Below are 20070 nucleotides of genomic sequence, written 5' to 3' on the forward strand. Positions count from 1 at the left end.
CGTGATCAGCGAATGCGCGCGTAACGCAGCGTAGGATACCCCGGGACGCCCGTGTTACTGTAGTAGTCGATCACCTGGAACTTCCAAACGCGCGTGCCGACCTTCGCGAGGTAGGTGTTGAACGCGGGGTGAAGGCGCTGCTGGCCCGTGAGGTCGTACCGGAACGGCGCCGCGGTGTCGAGGATCGAGTTGGGGATGGGCCCGACGAGCTGGGAGAGATACGCCGCGAACGTGGGCGCATCGCTGGCCGTGGTAACCCCGGCAAAGGTCGGCGACGCACTGCCGGGATAGGTGCCCGCGTTGCACGCCGTGTTCAGGGTGATCGCCAGCGAGCGCGAGCCGGGATTGAACTGCAGGTCCCAGTTGCAGCCGTTCGGCGTGACCACGCTGTTCGTCGTCAGGCTGATCGCGCGTGCCTGCCCAGCCGGCACCACCGCCAGCGCCTGCACCGCCCCGAGGCTGTTGCCTGTCTGCAAGCGCGATTCGATGTACAGCGTGTCAGTCACGAAACCGGTGAACCGGATGCGGGCATTGCGGAACACGGCAAACTGCCCGTTGGCCAATCGCACCTTCCAGAACTGCGCCGCGTTCGCCACCGGGATGTTCCCCAGTACGATGTGCCCCTGGGGGTTGTCGGCGAGGCGGTCGGTCACGAACTGATCCTCGACGGGCACCTGGCCATCACGAATCGCGTCGAACGCCGCGCGCGTGTTCGCCGGGGTGAACGCCAGTACTTCATTACTCGTGGCCGAGGCATTGGTGGCCATCGTGTGGCCGAGGACTGTCTTCGACGCGCCGGTGGCCGGCGAGGCAAGGCGCACTTCGTAGCGGCGCAGTGCCAGATCCCAGTCGCCGGTGCGCGGGACAAGGGTACCGTTGGCGAAGCTGAAGTAGACGAGGGTGTCGTTGCTGCTCGCGTTGAGCGGCTGGGTGGTGACGATCTCGTTCACGGCCGGCTCACGCACCCCGCCGTTCGGGCCGGTCGGATCGGCCTCGCCCTCACAGGCAGCCAGCCCGGCAAGAACGACCATGGAGAAGGACCGTGCGGCGCGACGGACGCGCGGCGACTGAAAACGCTGGAGCGGATGCCGATGGGTAGTTCGCATGCGTCATCCTATAGACGCACACCGAGGGGTTGCATTCGTAATTCTTACGAGGATGAGATCAGGGAAAACCCGTGGTCCCCGGCTGGCGCCCTGCTCTGGTTCATTCCTTTAGCTTGCACAGATGACAGCCTCCCCATCTCCTCGCGCCGCCCGTCCGGTGGTGGTAATCACGGGTGCGAGCAGCGGCATCGGCGCGGCGCTTGCCGTCCAGTTGGCGCCCACCCACAGCCTGGTGCTGGTGGCCCGTCGAGCCGACGTTCTCGCCGATGTTGCCGCCTCGCTGGGTACCGATAGCTCCGCCATCATCGTGCGGGCGGACGTGACCGTACGCGCCCAGGTGGACGACGTGGTGGAGACCGCGCTCTCTCACTTTGGTCGCCTCGACGTGTGGGTCAACAACGTGGGCCGGGGCATCACCCGGGCCACATCGCTGCTGACCGACGACGACATCGATGAGATGATGCGCGTGAATGTGAAGTCGGCCCTGTATGGTATGCAGGCGGTGCTGCCCCACTTCAAGCTGATCGGCCGCGGCCATGTGGTGAACGTCTCCTCGCTGTTGGGGCGCATTCCCATGGCCCCCCAACGCTCGGCCTACAGCGCTGCCAAGCACTTCCTCAATTCCCTTACCGCAACGATGCGGACGGAGGTGCAGGAGACGCATCCCGACATCCAATTCTCGCTGGTCAGCCCCGGCGTGGTACACACGGCGTTCGGCAGCAACGCCGTGCATGGCGGCCCAGACTCCCGAACGCTGCCGAACGCACAGAGCGCCCATGAGGCGGCCGAGGTGATCGCCCGGGTGATCGCGGATCGGCGGGCCGACGTCTATACCCGCGCCGGGACGGCCGAGCTGGTGGGACAACATTTTGCGGCGATCGGTCAGGATCCCTGAGCGGCAAGCGGCGGATCGTGGCGACGCCGTGTCGAGCCCCATCGTCGAGACCACGGCCGGCGCTCGCGCGTGGAAATCCAAAAATGTGATATCGCAAATGTGATCCACGGCCCGCCTCAGCGATCGAGGCCCGTCGGTCGGGGGCGTCCGCCACGCGGTCTGGCATGTGGAAAACGGCGGAACTGTCGCGATACTGCTGGCATCGCAGCGCCGTCATTCCCATGCCCTCTCTCACGCCACGCCCCCGCGCCACGTTCGCGAAGAGGAGAACACGACCGCTAGACCATGCTTAAGAATTCACATGATATACAAATAGCTATCTCTATTTTTTTCAATTTGTTATCTGCGTTGAGTGATTGCTCTCTCGCAACCTCGGACGTCGGCGGTCCCTGTCCGGAGCGAGACCACAGCGCGCCCATCGACCCTCACCTGCAGACGAGGGCGACCATCGCCCCCGCCGCGCGGTGCCGGCGAGTGCCGCGCACCGCACCTCGCTAAGGCCACCGGGCGCGACACCGCAAGAAGATCCCCCACGCGGTGCCGCTACGGCCGTCGAGCTGGCCACCTGGTAAGCCGTTTCCGCAGAGTTCTCCACAGCGTATACAGCGAGGCAGAGCCCGTCGGTATGCGGCCTGACCTCTCCCGTGCCACCGCTCGTTGCCGGCTCACCGACCCACCCAAGACAGTGGACCGCCGGACCCATCTTTACTCGGCGATTGTCACGAACGGAACGCCAAGGAACACGTGAAGGCAAACCAGCAAAGAGCACTTTCGTGATTCCCGCTACTGTGGAAAACCTTCCCCTGTATGCCACGACACGGCAGAGCATCACAGAGTCGCTTTTCCACAGACCCTCTGGCCGGAGCGTCAATCGCGATGGGCACTTAGCCGTTTCTCCACACGCTTTCCCACAGATATAAACAATAATAGCAACAACTTAGCCTACAAGTGGTGTATTGCGTTGGCGCGTGGATCCTCCTAACATCCTCGCCCGCCAACGAAGCAACTGACGTCGCATCGATGGCGATCACGTTCCTGCCTTCTCACGGAATAGAACTATGCACGTCGTCGCCGTTGACGCGCCAATCGGTCAGATGGAGCCCGCCCCCATCACAAGCCTTGCTATCCACACGGATATCGACGGGGTCCGATTCGACGCGTTCTGGACGGTCGACGATCAGTATGTCGTGCGGGCGGAGGGCGCCGCTGGCGTCGTCTGGTACCGCATCGACACCGGGATGGAGGCGGAGACCGACCCTGACGCGTCGATCGAGGCCAGGAGCGCCCTAGGCGCCTTGCTGGCCGATATCATCCCCCTCGGTGGAGGGCGCGTGGCGTTTCCGGTGGGGAGCACCGGCCGCCGGGTGTATCGGGTGTGGCGCAGCGCCAAGGGCGCCAGCGGGAAGACTAAAATCCTGGGAGTTCGAGCTGCGCGGTCACGCCGCCTGCCAGCGTAACGCCGGCAGCCTGTAACCACGCCAGCAGCACGTCCTGCCCATGATCGCCCGCCATCGCCGAGCGGGCTGCACTCAGGTGCAGCTTAAACTCGGCACTCACATCGGGGAGCGTCCGTCTCAGCACCGCGACCGTCAGCAATTCGGTCGCGTCGGCCAGATGCCGGATGGCGAACTCCGTCATCCGCGCACGCAGGGCCGCAGCATTGAGGACGGGGCCCTCCCCCGGCACCTCGTGCTCGGCTCGGCGTTCGCGGAAGGCGGCGAGACGGTTTCGGGTGGCCGACAGCATTGGAAGTTCATCGGTGGCGTTTTCCGGGAGACCGGCGACCGGCGCCCCCATGAGCCCCAGCCAGGCCATCCACAACGTTCCACGCGCGTAGGGTTCCCAGGGTTCGGCGTCGAGGCGGCTTGCCGCACCCGTCACGACGTCGGCCACGTGGGCACGGGCTTCCCACCAGCGCACGTAGCTCTCGGTTTGCCTGGAGACGAGGGCGAGGGCACCGAGCTTGAGCGCCCATTTGATGGCGGATTCCCCGTCATCGAGTGGGGGGCGGAGCGCCGCCGAGCAGCGGAAGGCGCGCGCCGCACCGAGGGCCAGGACCGCTTGCGCCAGGTCGCGCCCCGCACTGGGCACCGGTTGGAGCGCTACGTCCAGCTGTCCGAGCGCGGCCAGTTCGTAGGCGGTGCCCAGCAGTGCCAGCCCGTCGGCAATGGGTTCGCCCAGTCCGTCGCCGGGCAACAGCGCCGCCGCATCGGCTCGCTCCAGCAGCAGGGCGCGGCGTTCGGTGGGAATGGCGGCGACAGCCCAATGCTCATCGAGCGTGGTTCTGGCCAATTCGGCCAGGTCCCGCGCGGCGAGGTCACGATCTGCAATCGGTGTGAGGACGGGCATCCAGCCTCCGAGAGGGGAGAGCTCGAACGGGGTCCTGCAGGAAGTGCAGCACCAACGAATCTCTGGGTCGGTCCGCTCCTGAGCTGACCTGCCCAAGCGCCACACCAGCATGGGGTTATCCCGCATGCTGCGCACCGCCGTCACCGTCGCATTTATGTAACAGGTCGGCATCTGTCAAGAGGACTGTCGTGATTCTGTCCGCTTCAGGTGCCCATTCCGAGGAAATTCCGTGGGATTTGAGTCGTCGCAGGTGGCACGCCGTCGTTTGGCCGCTTTGGCCGCCACCAACGGTCGGATTCAGGAGGCGCTCGCGCCGTCGCAGTTTCCGGGGCTCAGCAGTGCCCCCAAGCCGCGTGCAGGTCGGTCGGACACGACGAATCCGACCGCCCCGAATCCGGCGCTGGTGCAGCACCTCGACCTGCTGGCACATGACATCATGAATACGCCGGGGGCCGGCGGCGCCCTGATTGCGGCGTATGCGGCCCAGGCGCGCGCACTGAGCATGGTGGTCGAGGCCGCCCGTCGGGCCGGCTCTGGGCCCCTTCCCGCCTCGGTGCTGGCGGCGGCGCAGGACGCGCTGGCTACGCCGAGCCCGTTTCCGCGGCCGATGGCGGGCTGATTTGCGGTAAGGACCGACCGCAGTCGCTGCACACGCAAGACTCCCCGCCGCTCTCGCGATCCGTCACCCGAAACGGACATCGCGCGAACGGCGGGGAGTTTTCAGTTTTCACTGGCAGGTGTCAGTGGGCAGCGCAACGCCTCACCCCTTGATGTCCACCTTCTTCTCGGCCTTCGGCTCCTCGAGCGTCTTCAGCACGTCGCGCCACGAGAACGTGTTGCCCTTGCCCAGCACGTAGTAGTCCATCCACGCCTGCTCCGACATGCTCTTCACCAACCGGTTGCGGGGGTCGGGGATGCCGTGCGACGCGCCGGGGTACATGAACAGTTCCGTGGGCACGCCCACGCGCTTGAGCCCCATGTGGAGTTCCACGCTTTGCGGGCTCGGCACACGGGGATCGCCCTCCACGACGTGGATCATCGTGGGCGTCTTCGCGTTGCGGATGTAGCGGATCGGTGACTGGCTCCAATACGCCTCGAAGTCATCGTACGGCAGCTTGTCGCCGAGGTAGTGCTGCCGATTGCGCTGCACGTCGGACTGCGCATACATCGAAATCCAGTTGCTCGTCCCGGCCCCGCTCGAGATCGCCTTGAAGCGGTCCGTGTGCGTGAGGATCCAGTTGCTCCAGTGCCCGCCAGCGCTCCAGCCGAGCACGCCCATCTTCGTGCTATCGACCATGCCCCGGCCAATGAGCGCGTCCACCCCGGTCATGATGTCCTGATAACCGGGATCGAAGTAGTTGCCCACGATCCCGTTCTTGTGGGCCTCACCGTAGTTGGTGCTCCCCCGGTAATTGGGCATCAGCACCACCCAGCCGCGCCCGGCGTACGCCTGCGCACCATAGCCGCCGTTGAAGCTCAGCAGGTCGGCAGCCGCGGGGCCCCCGTGAATGGCCACCAGCAGCGGATACGTCTTCCCGGGCTCGTAGCCGACGGGCTTGAGCAGCACCCCACCCACCGTCTTGCCGTCCTTCGACGTCCAGCTGATCTCGGTCTCCTCGCCGAGGGCGATCTGCTCCCGCACCCAGGGATTGGGATCGGTGAGCTGGACCCACGTCGCCTTCTTCGGCAGCTCCGCCAGCGTGCCCACGGTATAGTGCGACGGCGGCGTGACGGGGTCACTGTAGTTCACGAGGAACCGCTTGCTGGTCTCGTCCTGCGAAACGGTCACCACCCCCTGCACCGACGTGACCGGCTTCACGGTACCGCTCGCGACGTCGAGCGCAAAGAGCTGTTGGGTGGCCTTGAACCCCTCATTGAAATAGATCGTACGGCCATCGGCCGACCAGAAGTCGACCGAGTTGTCCCCATCGAGGTCGCCGATCTTGCGGAACGTCGCCCCCTTCGCCGCCACGTCGCGCACGTACACGCGGCGGTTCTTCATGGTGTAGCGCGTGAGGTCGTCCGACGCCGAGAACGCGATCGTCTTCGAGTCCGGCGAGAAGCTGAGCGGGCTCTCGGCGATCTCCTCGTTGGTCGTCAACCGCTCGACCGTGTTCCCCTGCGTGTCGAGCAGAAACACGTCGGCGTAGATCCCTTCCTCCGTGATGTTGCGCTTGTAGCGGTTGTTGGGGACCGCGTTGAACCCCACGTACCGCGAATCGGGGGACATGGTGAACCCGGCGACCGCCAGGCTCGTGTCGCGCGTGAGGCGCGTGGTGGGGTATCCCGCCGAGCGCAGGTCGAGGGCCCACAGCGATACCGTGGGGGTCGCGGCGTTGCGCACGTTCACGGTGAACTTCTTGTCCCGGCGGAGCTTCTCGTCCGTGTCGACGGTGTCGGCGCTGGTGTAGTAGATGCGCGCGTCGTTGGGCGCGATGCGCCAGTCGCCCACGCCCGTGGCGTGCTTCGTGAGTACGGTGGGGGTGAGGGAATCGAGGGCAGTGCCGGCCTCGATCGCGCTCACCGCGAGCGCATACAGCTGCTCTTCCCCGGCCTTGCCGCTCCGGTACACCAGCCATTGTCCGTCGCGGGTGAACTGGTAGTTCGACACGCCCTCGCGCGCCATGGTGATGCGGCGCGCTTCGCCGCCGTCCGGGCGCATGGCGAAGAGCTGCTGTTGATTGGCGCTCGCCGCCGGCGCCTCGCGGTTGCTGCTGAAGGCGAACCACCCACCTTTGGGCGCCCAGCGCGGACTGCCCTCGTTCTTCGCGGACGTGAAGGTGAGCTGCTTCGTGCTCGGGAGGCCGCGATCGGTGGCGACGACATAGATGTCGCTCTGGCTCGTGGCCTCCTTCCAGTCCGGCGTGGTGAGCACATACAGCAGCTGCTTGCCATCGGGCGAGAGCGCCGGCGCCCCGGCACTGCGGAGCCGCTGCTGGTCGAGGAAGGTCATGGGGCGCTTGGCGGCGCCTTGCGCCTCCAGTGACACGCTCCAGACCACGGCGGTCGTGACCGGCACGACCAGGGCGGTCAGGCGAGAGGAAAGTCGATGCGACATCGGGCGCATTCCGGGTGGAGGGACGAGCGGCTGCTGCTATGGCGACCAGAATGTCGCTCGCGCCACGCGGTCGCGACAGGTTGAAAATACCCCTTGCCCGAACACGGCATCATCGGCAAGCTCACCGGATGCACACGCGATTCCCCTCTCTCTACGGATGGGCACGCGGCCTCGCCGCCGCGCTCCTGACCGCCGTCGCGCTCGAGGCTCAGGCCCAGCGTGCCCCCCGCCCCGCGTCGTCGGCCTCAAGCCGCCCGGCCTACGACCCCGCCCTCTACTCCGACGGCACGAAGACCAACCGGGCCTTCAAGTCGCTCAAGTGGCGCCTCGTGGGCCCCTTCCGCGGCGGCCGGTCCACGGCCGTCACCGGCGATCCGACGCGACCGCTGGTGTTCTACTTTGGGGCCGTGAACGGTGGCGTGTGGAAGACCACCAACGCCGGTGCCTCGTGGACCAACATCACCGACGGCAAGACGGACCTCTCGAGCGTGGGCGCGATCGCCGTGGCGCCGAGTGACCCCAACGTGATCTGGGTGGGGAGCGGCGAGGGGAAGCCGCGCGAAGACATCACGTACGGCACGGGCGTGTACCGCAGCACCGACGGCGGCGACACCTGGACGCCGCGCGGGCTCGCCAACACGCAGCACATCACCAGCCTGCGCGTGCACCCCACCAACCCCGACGTGGCCTACGTGACGGCGCTGGGCCACGCCTTCGGGCCCAGCCCCGACCGCGGCGTGTTCCGCACGACCGACGGCGGCACCACCTGGAAGAAGGTGCTGTTCGTGGACGACAGCACCGGCGCGGCGGATCTGTCGATCGACGTGACCAACCCGCGCATCCTGTATGCGAGCCTGTGGAAGTTCCAGCGCACGCCGTGGGGCATGAACGCCGGCGCCGGTCGCAGCGGCCTCTGGAAGAGCACCGACGGTGGTGACACGTGGACGGAGCTCACCTTCAATCCCGGAATGCCCAAGGGGCTGATCGGCAAGATCGGCGTGAGCGTGTCGCCGGCGAACGGGCAGCGCGTCTACGCCAACATCGAGGCGCAGGACTCATTGGGCGGCGTATTCCGCAGCGACAACGGCGGCGCCACCTGGACGCGCACCAACAGCGACCAGAAGTTCGTGGTGCGCCCGTTCTACTACATGAGCATCACCGCCGACCCGGTGAACGAGAACACGGTCTACGTGATGAACCTGCAGGTGAGCCGCAGCATCGATGGCGGCCGCACCTTCAGCACGGCGCGGGTGCCGCACGGTGACACGCACATCATGTGGGTGGACCCCAAGAACCCGGACCGCCTTATCAACGGCAATGACGGTGGGGCCACTATCTCCCTCGACGGCGGCCGCACGTGGAGCACCCAGGACAACCAGCCCACGTCGCAGTTCTACCACGTGACCACCGACCAGTCCCAGCCCTATCGTATTCTGGGGGCGCAACAGGACAACAGTACGGTCAACATCGCGCACCGCTCCGATCGCGGCGCGATCACCGAGCGTGACTGGTTCCCGGTGGCCGGCTGCGAGAACGCCTACATCGCGGTGGACCCGCGCAACCCCGACGTGACCTTCGGCGGCTGCTACATGGGCCAGCTCTCGCGCCACGATCGCAAGACCAACATGCGCCGCGACGTGTCGGTATGGCTGGGCAACTACGATGGATATGCCGTAGCCGACGTACCACAGCGCTTCCAGTGGACCTTCCCCATCCACTTCTCGCCGCATGACCCCGACGTGCTGTACACGGCGTCACAGTATCTGTGGCGGTCGCGCAATCAGGGCGGCAGCTGGGAAAAGATCTCCGGCGACCTCACGCGGCACGACCCGGCCACGATGGGACGCAGCGGCGGCCCGGTGAGCGGTGACATGACGGGGACCGAGTGGTACGCCACGATCTTCGCGTTCGCCGAGTCACCGGTCACGAAGGGCGTCCTGTGGACCGGCAGCGACGACGGCCTCATTTACGTGTCGCGCAACAATGGCGCCACATGGACCAATGTGACGCCCAAGGCCTTCGGCGCCTTCACGCGCGTGTCGATCATCGAGGCGTCACCGTTCGAGGCGGGCACGGCCTACGTGGCAGCCAACCGCTACCAGCAGGACGACTTCGCGCCGTACCTCTTCAAGACCACGGATTACGGCGCCACCTGGACGCGTATCGATAGCGGCATCCCCATGGGCGCGTACACTCGTGCCATCCGCAGCGACATCAAGCGCAAGGGGCTGCTCTTCGCCGGGACCGAAACGGGGGTGTACGTCTCGTTGAATGATGGCGCGAGCTGGGAGCCGCTGCAGCTCAACCTACCGCGTGTCGTGATCCGCGACCTGCGTGTGCACGACAACGACCTGATCGTGGGCACACACGGCCGTGCCTTCTGGTCACTCGACGATATCTCGATGCTGCGTGCGCTGAGCGAGCCGGTCACCGCCAAGTCGGCGCACCTGTTTGCCCCCGCCCCGGCCGTTCGCTGGGTGAGCGGCGGTGGGAGCGGACGCGCCTCGCTCACGGCCGGCGCCAATCCGCGCTACGGCGTGAACGTGGACTACTGGCTCAAGGAGGCACCGACGTCCCCGATCGTCCTGCAGATCCTCGAGCAGGGCGGCAAGGTGATCCGGACCTTCACGAGCGCCGGGCCCGCGAAGAAGGACAGCACCGGCAATGCCGCGGCCGACTCCGCGGCCGCGCGGATCCGCACCACGCAGAATGCGGAAGCGCTGGCCTACGACGCCGCAGATTCGGTGGTACACGCGCGTGCCGGCGCGAACCGCTTCACCTGGGATCTGAGCTACCCCGCACCGAAGACGATCCCGGGCGCCATCGTGGACGACGGGTCGACGGATGGCCCCACGGCGGTCCCAGGCGACTACGCGGTGCGCCTGATCGTGGGCAGCGACACGTTGTCGCAGCCGTTCACGATCCGTCCCGACCCTCGCGTGACGCTCACGGCGGCCGAGTATCGGGCGCAGTTCGATGCGGCCAACGCGGTGGGGGCGCGCATCACCAGCATCACGGAAACGGTGCAGCGCATCCAGGACCTGCAGCGTCAGCTCGACGAGCGCGCACGGCAGGCGGGTGCACAGGCGTACGCCAAGGAAGTGCGTGATGCGTCGAGCGCACTGCGCAAGAAGCTGGAGGCGGTGCGCGCGGAGATCTACGAGGTGTATACCAAAGCGGATCAGGCCACGCTCAATTATCCGATCAAGCTCTACCAGATGTTCATCTCACTCAACTCGCAGGTGCTCGAAGGGACGAACCCTCCCACGCAGCAGCACGGCGAGATCACGAGCGACCTGGGTGGCAAGCTGGATGTGCAGCTGAAGACGCTGCAGGGGCTCGAGGACGAGGAGCTGAGCGACTTCAACGCGCTGCTGTCCAAGCTCGGCGTGCCGAACGTGTTCGTGCCCAAGAAGCCGATCGGCTGACGGTCTGGGTCTTGGTCGGGGCTGGTATGGTGTGCGGGAGTCGCCGCGGGGGCTCCCGCTCACCCCGGTCGCGACGTGCTTCGGGGGTGGCCGTGCACGCGCTCACGCGCGCGCCGGCCTCACCCCCTCAGAGAGTCGCTCCCGGGGCGGCGGGGCCCCCGCGGCTCGCATCGCGACCGTACCAACGCCGACACGCAGCTCTTGCGCACACTGAGCGCTGAGCGCTGAGCGCTGAGAGCTGAGAGCTGAGCGCTCGGCAATCTCTGTACGGCCGGACTGCTCTGGTTCTCCCATCCGGAGCGTCGCTGGGTCGCGTTGTACCCACTGGGGATCAGCGCCACGGTCGCGTCGAGCTATCTCCTCACGGTGCGCGTGTGGTGGTCGATCACGCTGAGTGCACTGGGGATCGCTCTGTTCGTCCCCGCATTCTGGCTGCAGCGGGCATCGTCACGGCGCTGGCAGCGCGCTCATCGTAGTTGCAGCGCGGACGAACTGACGGATGCCTGGACCGCGGCTCGCGTTGCGGTTGCGTCGTTGAACGACCGAGCCGCAGCGGCGCCTCGCGCACACCGAAACTCCGGAACGCGAAGCAAACCGTCAGGCGTCCGCGTACACGTGGGTTTCCGCGGCACCACCCGGATGGGTGACCGCCCCATAGCGCGCCGGCCCCACCGTCTGCGCGAAGCGCCAGATCGCGCCGCTCTGGTAGTCGGTTGCACGCGGCGTCCACGCGGCACGACGGACCGCGAGTTCGTCGTCGGTGAGGCGCACGCTCAAGGTGCCGACCGCCGCATCGATGTCGATGATGTCGCCGTCGCGCAGCAACCCGATAGGGCCACCTACGGCGGCCTCGGGCCCCACGTGGCCGATGCACAGTCCGCGCGTGGCGCCGCTGAAGCGGCCGTCGGTGATGAGGGCCACGTGCTCGCCCATCCCCTGCCCGTAGATCGCGCTGGTCGTGCTGAGCATCTCGCGCATCCCCGGGCCACCGCGCGGCCCCTCGTAGCGGATCACCAGCACATCGTTCTTTTCGTACCGGCCTTCCATGACCGCCGCGAAGCACGCCTCCTCGCTGTCAAAGACGCGTGCCGGGCCGCTGTGCGTGAGATGCGCCAACCCCGCCACCTTCACGATGGCGCCGTCGGGGCAGAGGTTGCCGGTGAGCCCCACGAGGCCACCAGTCGGGGAGATCGCCTGTGTCACCGGCATTACGACCTTCTGATCACCCGGCACCACCACACTCTCGAGGTTCTCGGCGAGAGTCTTTCCGGTGACGGTGATGCAGTCGCCATGCAGGAAGCCGCCGTCGAGCAGTGCCTTGAGCACGACGCCGGCGCCACCGATGTCGTGTACATCCTTCGCGAGGTACTTCCCACCGGGCTTGAGGTCGGCGATGAGTGGCGTGCGCTTGAATACCTCCGCCACATCGAACAGGTCGAAGGCAATGCCGCACTCGTGCGCGATCGCGGGCAGATGCAGCGTGGCGTTCGTGGAGCCACCGGTGGCCGCCACGACCGCCGCCGCATTCTCCAGCGACTGGCGCGTGACGATCGTCCGTGGGCGCAGCCCGTCGCGGAGCAGCTGCATCACGGTTTCGCCGGCCATCTCCGCGTAACGGTCGCGTGTTTCATATGCTGCCGGCGGACTGGCGGAGCCGGGCAGCGCGAGCCCGATCGCCTCGCTCACGTACGCCATGCTGTTGGCGGTGTACTGGCCACCGCAGGATCCCGCGCCGGGGCACGCCACCTTTTCGAGTGCCGTGAGCTCCTCGAGCGAGCACTTCCCCGCCGCGTATGATCCCACAGCCTCGAAGACATCCAGCACCGTCACGTCACGATTGTTGTGGCGTCCCGGAAGGATCGACCCGCCATACAAGAACACACTCGGTACATCGAGCCGCACCATGGCCATCATCATGCCGGGGAGCGTCTTGTCGCAGCCGGCAATTCCCACGAGCGCGTCGTAGCAGTGCCCACGCACCGTGAGTTCGATGCTGTCGGCAATCGTTTCACGGCTCACCAGCGACGCCTTCATCCCCGCGTGCCCCATCGCTATGCCATCCGTCACCGTGATGGTGGTGAATTCCCGCGGCGTCCCACCGCCGGCGATGACCCCACGCTTCGCCACCTCGGCCTGCCGCTTGAGCGCGATGTTACACGGCGCCGCTTCGTTCCAGCTCGACACCACGCCCACGAGCGGGCGCGCGATCTCCTGCTCGTTGAGCCCCATGGCGTAGTAGAACGCCCGATGCGGCGCGCGCTCCGGGCCCTGCATGGCGTGACGGCTGGGGAGCTTGGGTGCGCTCATGGTGTGCAGTGAGTGGGAAAGTGCCGGGGATGCGAGGCCATGCGATCAGAGCGTCGGTCGCCGCTTGTGGAAGTCCGTCGCCTTCTGGAACTGGTGCGCCACCGACAAGATGATGTCGTCGTTGTACAGATTGCCGGTGATGACACCGCAAATGGGCTGCGCCTTGTACGAAGGGGCCGGTGTGCTGTCGTTAGCGCGCGGGCCACCGAACCCGAATTGCGGGACATCGAACTTGTACGGTAGCACCGCGCACGGATGCCCCGTTTGCGCGTTGGGCGCCACGTCGGCGTTCGGGCCGGCAATGAAGCCGTCGAGCCCCTGCATGAACTCGCCCCACTTCTGCACCAGCATGAGGCGGCGGCGCTGATTGCTGATGAATTCGTGCGCGCGGATACTGCGCCCGCCCACGAAGCGCGGATTCCAGTCGGCCGGCGCCATGGGGTTGGGCTCCCCGTCGTTGATCCCCTTGGGGCGCGCGGGCGGCGTGTTGCCGAAGGGGGCGTTGTTGTTGGTGCGCTCCGGGAGCGCGTTGAGATCGAGCCCGAACTCCTTCGCCTTGCGCTGCACGTAGCTGTCGAATGCACTCGCGTATTCGGCGTTGAGGCCACCGCCACCGATGCCGGCGACCGTGGGGCGCGGACCAATTTCACGCGGCGTGAGACCGAGGGCCTTGAGCTGATCCACGAGCTCCTTCGGCGCCTGGGCATCCACGCCGATGCGCAACCCCGCCAGCCTGATGTTGCGGTCGAAATTGAACGGCGTGGTGACGGTGCTCGCGTCCTTGGGGTCCGTGCCGTGGAGCACGTTGAACACCATCGCGCAGTCTTCGGCGGTGCGGCACATGGGCCCCACGCGATCCTGCGACCACGAGAGCACCATGCCGCCATGACGACTCACGCGACCGTAGGTGGGACGCAAGGCGCTGATGCCGTTGCGGATCGACGGCGACACGATGGAGCCTTGTGTCTCCGTGCCGATCGAGAACGCCACCAACCCGGCGGCCGTCGCCGAACCCGGGCCCGTCGACGATCCGCTCGATCCGATATTGAGGTTCCACGGGTTGTTGGTACGCCCCCCGTACCACCAGTCATTCTGGGCGAAGATGCCGGTGGCGAGCTTCGCGAGCAGCACCGCCCCGGCGTTGCGCAGGCGCACGACGATGTCGGCGTCGTAGTCGTACGTCTGGTCCTTGAAGTCGGCGGAGCCCCACGACGTGGGCGCGTTCTTGGTGGCGAAGAGATCCTTGAGCCCATACGGTACGCCGTGCAGCGGGCCGCGATACTTCCCGGCCGCCAGCTCCTTGTCCATCGCATCGGCCTCGGCGCGCGCGGAGTCCTTCATGAGCGTCACCACGCAGTTGAGCGTGGGGTTGAGACGCTCCATGCGCTCGAGATAGATGTCGGTGATCTGTCGTGACGTGAGCTTCCTCGCCCTGATGAGCGCAGCGATCCGGTGCGCGGGGAGGAAGGCCAAGTCGTCGGGCGAGGTGGGCACGGTGCCGACCCACGGCTCCACGGCGAACGTGCTGCGCTTGAACGCGTTCACGCCGTGCTTCGCGACCATTTTCTCCATGAGCGCCCCGGTCCCCTCGGGATACGGCATGAACTGGAGCGCCGGCGCTTCGCCGTTGCCCAGAGGCACGGGAGGCTGCTGCTGCGCGGGCGGCTGCATGCCCGGTACGCCACGCCCGCTCCACGCGTAGTTGGTGGCATCGAACCAGGCCATCGGGTTGCTCCCCTGTGCGCCGGCGGCACGGGCCCCGAACGTCGTGGCGGCGGCCGCCACGAGCGAGCGGAACATGAACTGGCGACGATCGAGGCCCGAGGCCATTTCGTCATGCTCCATGGCCTCGAGTTCGGCCTGGGCGTGCTCGAGGAAATCGATGGGCGTATCCACGCGAGTGCTCCGACAGTAGGGGAGGACCGGACCAGTCCGGCTGAGGCCGGCTTGGTGAACCGGGCCAATATCTCCCCTACAACGCGCGGAGGCGAGGGGCTGCTGGGCTTTCGCGAGCCGGCGAGGCCGACGTGTCGGGGGTCGCGCGACCGGCCGGCTGAATGCGAAACACGAAGGCCTGCTGCACCAGCTGCGGCACGCGCTTGCCGGCGAACAGGGCCGGTTTGTAGTGCATCTGCGGCAACGCCTTGCGCACCGCGGCCACGAACTGGGGATGCACCTGCTCCAGCACCTGCATGGTCAGGGTGTCGGCATAGCCGGTGCTGTCGACCACGAACTGCGCATACACCACCCCCTGTATGCCCTGCTCCATGAGCTCGGTGGGATACTCGGGGCCCACGGCGGTGGGATCGAGGGCCGCGGTGGAGTCTACCTCAATCTCGGTCATGGGGCGCGGCGACTCGCTTTCGGGCCGCGGCGCGGACGGGTCGTGTCCCCCCTCGACGCCCGGTCGGGAGAGGGCGATCGCGCGCGTGCCGCGATCACTGGGCACTTCGAGATCACCACGGGTCGCCTGAAGGGCCCCGCCGATCCCCACATAGCTCACTCGGTCCTCAGAGGGCGCTGGCGCGAACGTTCGGAACGGTGCCCGAAACGACACGGACTCGTCGACAGGGGCAGTCGTTCGTTGCCGGTGCTCCAGATAACCCATGAGCGCGAGACCGCTCAGCACCACGCCCTGAGCGCCGAGGCCGATCGCCTGGTGAACAACAGCACGCCACGAGAACCGTCGAGCCGACTCGAAGGCGTGCATGGACAGGCGCTTGGCAGGCATGGCGAGGCACCGGTGAGGTGGCGACACAACCACGGGGACGGAGACTGCATCATCCGGTACGGCGCGGGTAAAGGCAAGGTGTCTACGAGCCGTCCCATCCGTGCCCCTTGCCCCCACGACTTGGTACGACGCATCCTCCGAGACCTCCGATCGCCGCGCCTCGATTCGCCATGCCTCCCGTACATCTCGTCTGGTTCAAGCGCGACCTGCGCGTGCACGACCATGCGCCGCTCGTTGCGGCGGCACGGGCGGGGCGGGTGCTGCCGGTGTATGTGCACGAGCCGGAGCAGCGCGCGGCGAACGACTACGACCCGCGGCACGGCCAGTTCATCCGCGAGAGCCTCGACAGCTTGCGCCGCGCGCTTGCCGAACGTGGGGTACCGCTGCTCGAATTGCAGGGCCCCCTGCCGCACGTGTTCGAGGTGCTGCGCAGCGTGCTGCCCATCGCCGGTGTGTATGCGCACGAAGAGACCGGGAACGCCCCGAGCTATGCGCGCGATCGCCGGGTCCGGGCGTGGGCCAGAGCGCACACGATCGCCATGTGCGAGGCCCCGTACAACGGCGTGGTGCGACGGCTCGATACGCGCGACGGCTGGAGCGACCGGTGGCACGCGCGCATGGTGGCACCACGACTCGCGGCGCCGTCGTCGCTACGCTCGGTCCCACGCGAGGCACTGGAGGCTGTACCGATCTCCATTCGCTACCCCGTGCTCCCCGAGGCGGAGCGCGCCTACCCGCTCATGCAGCCTGGCGGTCGCGAACACGGCGTAGCGATGCTGCGCTCCTTCCTCACGGCGCGCGGCATGGACTACCGGCGCGCCATGTCGAGCCCCACAACGGCCGCCGATGCGTGCAGCAGGATCAGCCCGCATCTCGCGTGGGGCACGCTGTCGCTGCGCGAGGTCTGGCAAGCCGCGCGCCGGCAGGCGCGGCGTCTCGCAGACGACGCGGCCGGCGCGCACACCAGCGCCGACGAGATCGGGCGCTGGCGGCAGAGCCTCGTGAGCTTCGCGTCGCGCCTGCAGTGGCGTGATCACTTCGTGCAGAAGCTCGAGTGCGAGCCGGCGCTGGAGTATCGACCCTACTCGCAACTCTACGAGTCCGTGTGGCCCGCCGAGCCCGATCGTGAACGGCTCGAGGCGTGGACCACCGGACGCACCGGCTATCCCCTGATCGACGCCTGCATGCGCAGCGTGCACGCCACCGGGTGGCTCACCTTTCGCATGCGCGCGATGGTCATGAGCTTCGCGAGCCATCATCTGTGGATCGACTGGCGACACAGCGGTCCCGTGCTCGCCCGGGCGTTTCTCGATTACGAGCCGGGTATTCACTGGTCGCAGTGCCAGATGCAGGCCGGCAGCACCGGGATCAACACCATCCGCATCTACAACCCGCTCAAGCAGGCGGAGGAGCACGACGGCGACGGGGACTTCGTACGGCGGTGGGTCCCGGAGCTTGCCGCGCTGCCAACGGCCGACCTGCTGCGCCCAGAGCGCACGCCGCTGCTCATGCAGCAGATGCACGGCGTGCAGATCGGTCGCGAGTATCCGGCACCCATCGTGGAACACGAGGCGGCCTACGCGGCGGCACGTGACCTCCTGCACACCGTCAAGCGGAGCGCGCAGCGCACCGGTGAATCCGCGCGCGTGTGGCAGCGCCACGGATCACGCCAGACGCCACTCCGGGCGCCCCAGCGCTAGCCGGGGCCACCCACCCGAACCTTCCGTCACGGCGTCCGCCTCATCAGCATTCAGGAACGGTGCGCCGCGTTCCCATTCTCTCCGTCTTCAATCGCCGATGCTCAATCCGCTGTCATTCTTCCGAGGCGTAGACATGATCGGCCCTCGCCAGACGCTGCTGCTCGCGGCCCTCGTGTCGTCGGCCTGCACCCGGGCCACGCCCACCACGGTGCCGGAGCCCGTGCTCCAGCCAGTGCAGCAGTCCCCCATCACCGTCACACCACCGCCTGCTCCGACGGCGGCTCCAGCGCCACCTCCGGCTCCCACGGCCCCCGACAGCGCACGCGCCGACTGGCACCGGCTCGACTACGAGGCGGACAAAGTGCTGGGCGTCGGGTCCGAGCGAGCCGTGCGCGAGCTGCTGGCTGGGCGACAGCCGCGGCGCGAGGTCATCGTAGCGGTCATCGACGGCGGCGTCGATACCGCCCACACGATGCTGGCATCGCGCCTCTGGAAGAACGCGAAGGAAGTCGCCGGCAACGGCAAGGACGATGACCGCAATGGTCTCGTGGACGATGTGTACGGCTGGAATCTGATGGTCACGCCGAATGGTGCCGCCGTGGGCGCGGAAACGTTCGAGCTCACGCGCCTCTACGCGGCGTGCGGAGGCCATGCCGCCGGGCGCGGTCTCACCAAGCCGTCGAAGGCGTCATGTGATTCGCTCGCGTCGGCGTACCAGGAGAAGTCCGCGGAGGTGAGCGGCACGCTGTCGCAGATCGCCAACATCGACCGCATGCTCTCGCAGGTAAACAGCGCACTCCTGGCCGCCTTGGGCGGAGGGGAAGTCACGCGCGCGCGGGTGACGGCGTTCACACCGGCGACGGCCGCTCAGGAGCAGGCCAAGCGCATGTGGCTTCAGCTCGAGGCCAATGGCCTCAACGCCACCGAGATCGCCGACGCGAAGAAGGCGTACGAATCGCAGGCGAAGTACGGACTGGACACCACGTACTTCCCGCGCGCCGCACAGTCGGTTGGGTCGAGCGACGTGACCGGTCCGGACGCGCTGCACGGCACGCACGTGGCCGGCATCATCGGTGCGGACCGCAACGCCGCCAACGCGGTGCAAGGTATCGCGCCCAACGTGCGCCTCATGGCACTGCGCGCGGTTCCCGATGGTGACGAACGTGATGCCGATGTGGCGCGGGCTATCCGGTACGCCGCCGATCAGGGGGCGCACATCATCAACATGAGCTTCGGCAAGGCCTACTCGCCGGGCAAGGCGCAGGTGGACAGCGCCGTGCGGTACGCTCAACGCAAGGGCGTACTACTGGTGCACGCCGCCGGGAACGATGGTGAAAACAACGACCTCGTCCCCTCGTTCCCCACGCCCGCGCTGCGCGACGGCTCACGCGCCACGCTGTGGCTCGAGGTGGGGGCGAGTTCGTGGAAGGGGACGAGCACCCTGGCCACCAACTTCTCCAACTACGGCAAGCAGCAGGTGGACCTGTTCGCACCGGGAGAGGACATTCTCAGCACCGCGCCCGGCGGCGGTGTGAAGCGCGAAAGCGGCACCAGCATGGCGGCGCCGGTCGTGTCGGGGGTGGCTGCGCTGCTGCTCACGTACTTCCCCTCCCTGTCGCCCGCCGACGTGCGCGACATCGTGCTGCAGTCCGTGCGGACCTTCCCGGGGCTCATGGTCGCCTTGCCTGGCAGCGAGGGGCAGCAGGTCCCGTTCGCCGGCCTCTCGCGCACCGGCGGGGTGGTCGACGCCTATGCGGCGGTGAAGCTGGCCCTCCAGCGCGAAGCGATCCGCCCCTAGTTTGTCTCACGTACGCCATCGTTCCCCCTGCCCCAGCCCATTTCCGCCATGACCCGTCTGCTTTCCGCCGCCGCCCTGCTGTTGGTGTCTGCCACCGCGCTCTCCGCCCAAGCCGGTGCACGCCGCGCCGCACCCAGCACGCGGGCCATCACCGAAGTCTCGCTCACGCTGACCGACACCGCGGCGCAGCGCGCGGCCGGCAAGCCGGCAATCATTCGCGTGAACTACGGCCAGCCGCATCTGCGCGGCCGCAAGGTGCTCACCGACAGCCTCGTTCCGATGGGCCAGGTGTGGCGCCTCGGCGCCAATGCGGCCACGCTGTTCACCACGGACGCGGCGCTCACGATCGGCGGCCGCGACGTACCAGCCGGCCGCTACGTGGCGCAGGTACTACCGGAGCCGAGCGGCTGGACGCTGATCCTGCAGCAGGAAACGACCGGCGCCGCGGATGTGGCCGTGAGCCGCTACGACAAAGCCAAGGACTTCGCGCGCATCCCGCTCACGGCCAGCACGCTGACGCAATCGGTGGAAAGCCTGTCGATCACGCTGGTACCAAGCACGACGCCGGGCGCCCAGAAGGGCGCATTCACCGTTATGTGGGGCACGGTGCACCTCAGCGCCGAATGGGTGGTGAAGTAACCGCGTCTCCGCCGCACACGCAGGAACAGAAAACGCCGCCTACTCGCGATGAGCAGGCG

General features: G+C 67.3%; 13 protein-coding genes. 7 read left to right on the forward strand and 6 right to left on the reverse strand.

Going from position 1 to position 20070, the window contains the following annotated elements:
• Positions 1-5 precede the first annotated feature (5 nt).
• Complete coding sequence (locus tag ACIQ51_RS05415) at positions 6-1031, reverse strand: HmuY family protein (RefSeq protein WP_396203997.1); 1026 nt, start codon at positions 1029-1031, stop codon at positions 6-8.
• Between the two features lie 196 nt (positions 1032-1227).
• Here ACIQ51_RS05415 and ACIQ51_RS05420 point away from each other — a divergent pair, with 196 nt between their 5' ends.
• A complete protein-coding gene (locus ACIQ51_RS05420; protein ID WP_396203998.1) occupies positions 1228-2001 on the forward strand; it encodes an SDR family NAD(P)-dependent oxidoreductase in 774 nt (257 codons plus the stop codon).
• Between the two features lie 1058 nt (positions 2002-3059).
• Complete coding sequence (locus ACIQ51_RS05425) at positions 3060-3458, forward strand: hypothetical protein (RefSeq protein WP_396203999.1); 399 nt, start codon at positions 3060-3062, stop codon at positions 3456-3458.
• On the opposite strand, the gene ACIQ51_RS05430 is transcribed toward ACIQ51_RS05425, so the two are convergent.
• A complete protein-coding gene (locus ACIQ51_RS05430; RefSeq protein WP_396204000.1) occupies positions 3409-4350 on the reverse strand; it encodes a hypothetical protein in 942 nt (313 codons plus the stop codon). The two genes, ACIQ51_RS05425 and ACIQ51_RS05430, sit on opposite strands and share 50 nt — an antisense overlap.
• Positions 4351-4600: 250 nt before the next feature.
• Between ACIQ51_RS05430 and ACIQ51_RS05435 the strand changes: the two genes are divergently transcribed.
• Positions 4601-4969 carry a hypothetical protein gene (locus ACIQ51_RS05435; protein ID WP_396204001.1) on the forward strand — a complete coding sequence of 123 codons (369 nt, stop codon included), beginning with the start codon at positions 4601-4603 and terminating at the stop codon, positions 4967-4969.
• A 141-nt stretch (positions 4970-5110) separates the two neighbouring features.
• On the opposite strand, the gene ACIQ51_RS05440 is transcribed toward ACIQ51_RS05435, so the two are convergent.
• Positions 5111-7408: a S9 family peptidase gene (locus ACIQ51_RS05440; protein WP_396204002.1), complete on the reverse strand. Its 2298-nt coding sequence runs from the start codon at positions 7406-7408 to the stop codon at positions 5111-5113.
• Positions 7409-7536: 128 nt separating this feature from the next.
• On the opposite strand from ACIQ51_RS05440, the gene ACIQ51_RS05445 reads away from it, so the two are divergent.
• Positions 7537-10836: a glycosyl hydrolase gene (locus tag ACIQ51_RS05445; protein ID WP_396204003.1), complete on the forward strand. Its 3300-nt coding sequence runs from the start codon at positions 7537-7539 to the stop codon at positions 10834-10836.
• A 597-nt stretch (positions 10837-11433) separates the two neighbouring features.
• Here the strand turns inward: ACIQ51_RS05445 and ilvD are convergent.
• The 3 genes from ilvD to ACIQ51_RS05460 form a co-directional block, all read right to left on the reverse strand.
• Entirely contained in the window at positions 11434-13143 is a 1710-nt protein-coding gene (gene ilvD, locus ACIQ51_RS05450; protein WP_396204004.1) for a dihydroxy-acid dehydratase, read from the reverse strand.
• 45 nt (positions 13144-13188) lie between these two features.
• Complete coding sequence (locus tag ACIQ51_RS05455; RefSeq protein WP_396204005.1) at positions 13189-15039, reverse strand: amidase; 1851 nt, start codon at positions 15037-15039, stop codon at positions 13189-13191.
• A gap of 76 nt (positions 15040-15115) precedes the next feature.
• A complete protein-coding gene (locus tag ACIQ51_RS05460) occupies positions 15116-15874 on the reverse strand; it encodes an energy transducer TonB (RefSeq protein ID WP_396204006.1) in 759 nt (252 codons plus the stop codon).
• Between the two features lie 170 nt (positions 15875-16044).
• Here ACIQ51_RS05460 and ACIQ51_RS05465 point away from each other — a divergent pair, with 170 nt between their 5' ends.
• From ACIQ51_RS05465 to ACIQ51_RS05475, 3 genes are all read left to right on the forward strand, one after another.
• Complete coding sequence (locus tag ACIQ51_RS05465) at positions 16045-17574, forward strand: FAD-binding domain-containing protein (protein WP_396204007.1); 1530 nt, start codon at positions 16045-16047, stop codon at positions 17572-17574.
• Positions 17575-17707: 133 nt separating this feature from the next.
• A complete protein-coding gene (locus ACIQ51_RS05470; protein WP_396204008.1) occupies positions 17708-19372 on the forward strand; it encodes a S8 family serine peptidase in 1665 nt (554 codons plus the stop codon).
• 48 nt (positions 19373-19420) lie between these two features.
• Positions 19421-20011, forward strand: a complete 591-nt coding sequence (locus tag ACIQ51_RS05475; RefSeq protein WP_396204009.1) for a DUF2911 domain-containing protein — start codon at positions 19421-19423, stop codon at positions 20009-20011.
• The last annotated feature ends 59 nt before the right edge of the window (positions 20012-20070 follow it).

This window comes from Gemmatimonas sp., assembly GCF_044344655.1.
Lineage (GTDB): Bacteria > Gemmatimonadota > Gemmatimonadetes > Gemmatimonadales > Gemmatimonadaceae > Gemmatimonas.